The organism is Bacillota bacterium, assembly GCA_036504675.1.
Classification (GTDB): domain Bacteria; phylum Bacillota; class Sulfobacillia; order JAJYWN01; family JAJZPE01; genus DASXUT01.
The window spans coordinates 1-3,459 of sequence record DASXUT010000111.1; the positions used below are offsets into that span (position 1 = coordinate 1).

The 3,459-nt window shown below is 64.8% G+C and carries 5 protein-coding genes; 3 read left to right on the top strand and 2 right to left on the bottom strand.

Features of this window, described 5'->3' with window-relative positions; translation table 11 throughout:
- Window positions 1–16: 16 nt before the first annotated feature.
- Both VGL40_08125 and VGL40_08130 read left to right on the top strand, forming a co-directional pair.
- Window positions 17–304 (top strand): AzlD domain-containing protein, encoded by a 288-nt coding sequence (locus VGL40_08125; protein ID HEY3315222.1) that lies wholly within the window; start codon window positions 17–19, stop codon window positions 302–304.
- Window positions 305–531: 227 nt separating this feature from the next.
- Window positions 532–1,017 carry a copper amine oxidase N-terminal domain-containing protein gene (locus VGL40_08130; protein ID HEY3315223.1) on the top strand — a complete coding sequence of 162 codons (486 nt, stop codon included), beginning with the start codon at window positions 532–534 and terminating at the stop codon, window positions 1,015–1,017.
- A gap of 19 nt (window positions 1,018–1,036) precedes the next feature.
- Here the strand turns inward: VGL40_08130 and VGL40_08135 are convergent, their stop codons facing one another.
- On the bottom strand, window positions 1,037–1,237 hold the full coding sequence (locus VGL40_08135; protein HEY3315224.1) for a hypothetical protein: 201 nt from the start codon (window positions 1,235–1,237) through the stop codon (window positions 1,037–1,039).
- A 99-nt stretch (window positions 1,238–1,336) separates the two neighbouring features.
- Between VGL40_08135 and VGL40_08140 the strand changes: the two genes are divergently transcribed.
- Window positions 1,337–2,983, top strand: a complete 1,647-nt coding sequence (locus tag VGL40_08140; GenBank protein HEY3315225.1) for a hypothetical protein — start codon at window positions 1,337–1,339, stop codon at window positions 2,981–2,983.
- A gap of 114 nt (window positions 2,984–3,097) precedes the next feature.
- Here the strand turns inward: VGL40_08140 and VGL40_08145 are convergent.
- The coding region (locus VGL40_08145) for a hypothetical protein (protein ID HEY3315226.1) at window positions 3,098–3,459 on the bottom strand (362 nt) is incomplete at its 5' end.

The window sequence follows — 3,459 nt, forward strand, 5'->3', positions numbered from 1 at the left end:
GGCCCTCTTCGCGGGCATGGCCCTGGTGACCTACCTTCCCCGGATGCTCCCGCTGGTCGTCCTCAGCCGCTTCAAGCTGCCGCCTGCCGTCCTTCGGTGGCTGAGCTTCGTGCCGGTGGCCGTGCTCTCGGCCTTGCTGGCCAAGGAGCTTCTGGTCGCCGGCGGCGGCCTGGCCCTTCCCCCGGCCCACCCGCAAGTGCTGGCGGCCGTCCCAACCTTCCTCGTCGCCGTGTACACGCGGAGTCTGATGGGTACGGTGGTCGTCGGGATCGTCGCCATGGCCCTCCTCCGGCTGGTCCTCTGAACGGCGGCCTGCGGAACAGGCCGGAAAGGATTGCCCTGGAAAGAGCAGAAACCTATCGGCACCTTGACCCGTTGGGGGCCTGAAGATGTAGCATTTGGCCGCCCGAAGCCCGGAAGCGTCACCGCCTGACGGTGGCGACCCCTGGGCTTCTTTGCTTGGCCCCGGAATATCGTGAACGGAGTGGCCCGCCCCCGCCCCGAGCAAGACCGTCAGCGAGGTGATCCTTTGTGCGCCTCCGTCGGAGACTCCCCCTGGTCCGGTCGCTGGTCCTCCTGGTCACGTTGGCTATGGTCCTGGCCCTCTCCGTCCCCTCGCCGGCCCTGGCCCTCAATCCCCAGCCCGAACCACCGATGCCGGTCTATCTGGACGGTGACCCGTTCGACTTCAGCGTCGCCCCTGAGAACACCGGAGAGGATTGGCTGGTCCCCGGCAAGCCGTTTCTCGAAGGGCTCGGCGCGACCGTCGTCTGGGATCCCTACACCCAATCGATGACCGCCAGCAAAGGGACGACCAATCTCAAGTTCCAGGTCGGCGTCAAGGCGGCGCTGAAGAACGGTACGGCGGTGCCGCTCCCCGTCGCCCCGAAGATGTTCAGCTCGACGATGATGATCCCGATGCGCATGGCGGCTCAGGGCCTCGGGGCCAAGGTGACGCTGGACGCGACGAAGGGCGCTCTCTACGTCTCCCTGAAGCCCGCTCTACTGACCCTTTGACGCCCCTGATCGAACCGATCTACCGAACGGTCCCGGTGGTCAAGGCGACCGGGCGGGTTCCGTCGGCCCGGCTGAAACTGATCACCCAGGCCCCCTCGACCGTGCCGGGGGCCAGGCCGCTGGTCTCGGCCGACGCCGAGATGGAGCAGTTCATGGTCGACGGCAACGCCGCCCAGGCAACCTCGCCGCCGGTCGCCATCAAGTCGGTCGTCCTGCCCAAGCTCGACTACTCGCCCTACGTGACCTTCATTCAGGACCAAGACAGCTGGTCCGGGACCCTCCTCCGGGCGGCCACCCAGGCGGTACCATCCTCAAGGAGATGGAGTCGGCCTACTCGCCAGACCTCTCCGAGTGGTTCCTCGAGCACCAGTATGACAACCTCTTCTGGCCCTGGGCCAAGACCCATCCCAACTTCCCGCCGGAGTACATCCCCAAGTTCGAGACCGACATCCTTCAGAACGAGGGCCTTTGCACCGAGGTCTCCCTGCCCTCCAACTACGATAAGGCCGTCAAGACGCTGGTCAAGGACCCGTACGGGAACCCGGTTCACGACTTCAACGGCAACCCCATCTATTACTGGGACACGACCCTGATGCCCCAGCCGACGACGGCCACCATGCAGGAGGCGCTGACCTACCGGGTGACCGCCTTCAGTGACCCGCTCAGCACGGCCTCGCTCGGGGTCGACGGACTCAAGGGTCTCCTCCAGACCTACGGGCCGTTGGTCGCTGGCGGTCCCCTCCCGATCCTCCTCGGGTCCAGCGGCAACCCCTGGGATTCTAACCCCGACAGTCCCTACGGCCTCGGCCACGAAAGCTACTACTCGATGAAGCGGGCCTGCGTCACCGTGGTCGGCTACGATGATCTGGTCAAGAACAAGGACGACTCCCTGGGGGCCTTCAAGTGCCTGGGCTCCTGGGGCGACCGGGTCCTGATCAGCGGATCGAACTTGCCGGGAGGGTCCTTCTACGTTCCCTACGGCAGCCTGACCGGCCAGTTGACGTGGGCGAGGTACTTCCTGAACAAGGCCAGCGACCGCGTCGGCAGTAGCCAGGCTTACACCGCCCGCATCGGGGTCAACTGCAAGTCCATGCGCGGCGGCCTGAGGATCAAGGTCGGGGTGGTCGGGAAGACCCCGGTGACCGTCTGGGACCGGCCGAACATCTCCTCCTGCCGGGACTCCAGCCACAACCTGGCCATCGACGTGCCCCTGCCGGCCTACGCCGCCTCGGCTTGGCCGCCCGGATCGGCCCGGTGGTACCTTGAGGTCGAGGACCTCTTCGGTCAGGACGTCCAGGTGACCGAGTTCACCCTGGCCAAGTGGAGCCTCAATCAGCACAACCTCAGCGTCGGGAGGTACGCCACGAAGACCTACAAGCCAGACGCGGGCCAGTTGCCGGCGAGCAAGGGGACGTCGGGAAGCAAGATCACTGTCTACATCCCGACGGCCACGAACCCCTTCCCCGTGCTATCCGTGGTCGACCCGTCGGAGAAGACGCTGGTCGTCGACCAGGGGTCCTTCGCCGATGGGACGAAGGAGATCACCATCACCGGCAGCTTGAAGAAGACGGTTGTCACCGGGGGTGGAACCAACCCCGCCAGCGGAGCGCCCCTGCCCTCCTACACGACCCTCGTCGGCATTCCCGGCGCTGAGGCGCGCCTCTATGAGCTGGACCAGACGGCCTGCGTCAACCTGCCGGCTCAGTGGAAGCTGGCGATGAAGGCCACGACGGCCCCGACCGGAACCTTCGCCTTCAAGCTGACCCCCGGCGCGGGCCGCCACATCTACGGCGTCGCCTACACCGGCGGCGGCGAGGACGTCCAGCTCTCCAGCCAGTGCATCGTCGTCGGCACGCCGATGAGCGGCAAGCCGCCGCGGCTCTATCTCGACCTGCCGTCGCTGGATAACCTGCCCCAGCTAACCCCCGGCTCCGGGCAATGGTACCTGCCGGGGTTGGGGCCGTAGAACAGCGCAATAGGCCGAGCAAAAGGACTCGAGGACCACTGATGGTGGAACCTCGAGTCCTTGGCTTCTTGACCTCACGGCTAGACTAATCCGACCGTCGCCCTGGGCTGTAGGCTAGTACTTCAGGGGGTAGATGCCTCGTTTCCGCGCTTCCGGCACAACGACGATTCTCTTATCCTCCTGAGAATCGGCGTCGAGATATAGAGCTTGATGATTGGCGGACCCTCTCTGTAATGCCTGTTCAAAGTCAGCTCTCCCAAGCATAGTGGCTTCTAGGTAATGGGGTCTGCCCCTCCCATTCACTCCTAGAAAAGCATGCCCCGGCACCAGGACCACAAGAGGCGCATACCCGCTCGATTCTAGACAGCTGGCCAACAATACGGTGAGGTCAATGCAGTTGCCGGAGTGACCTGCCCACGTCTGACTGGGAGTCAGTATTCTCTGGGTAGAAATGTTGGACTTCATACCGAAGCTGA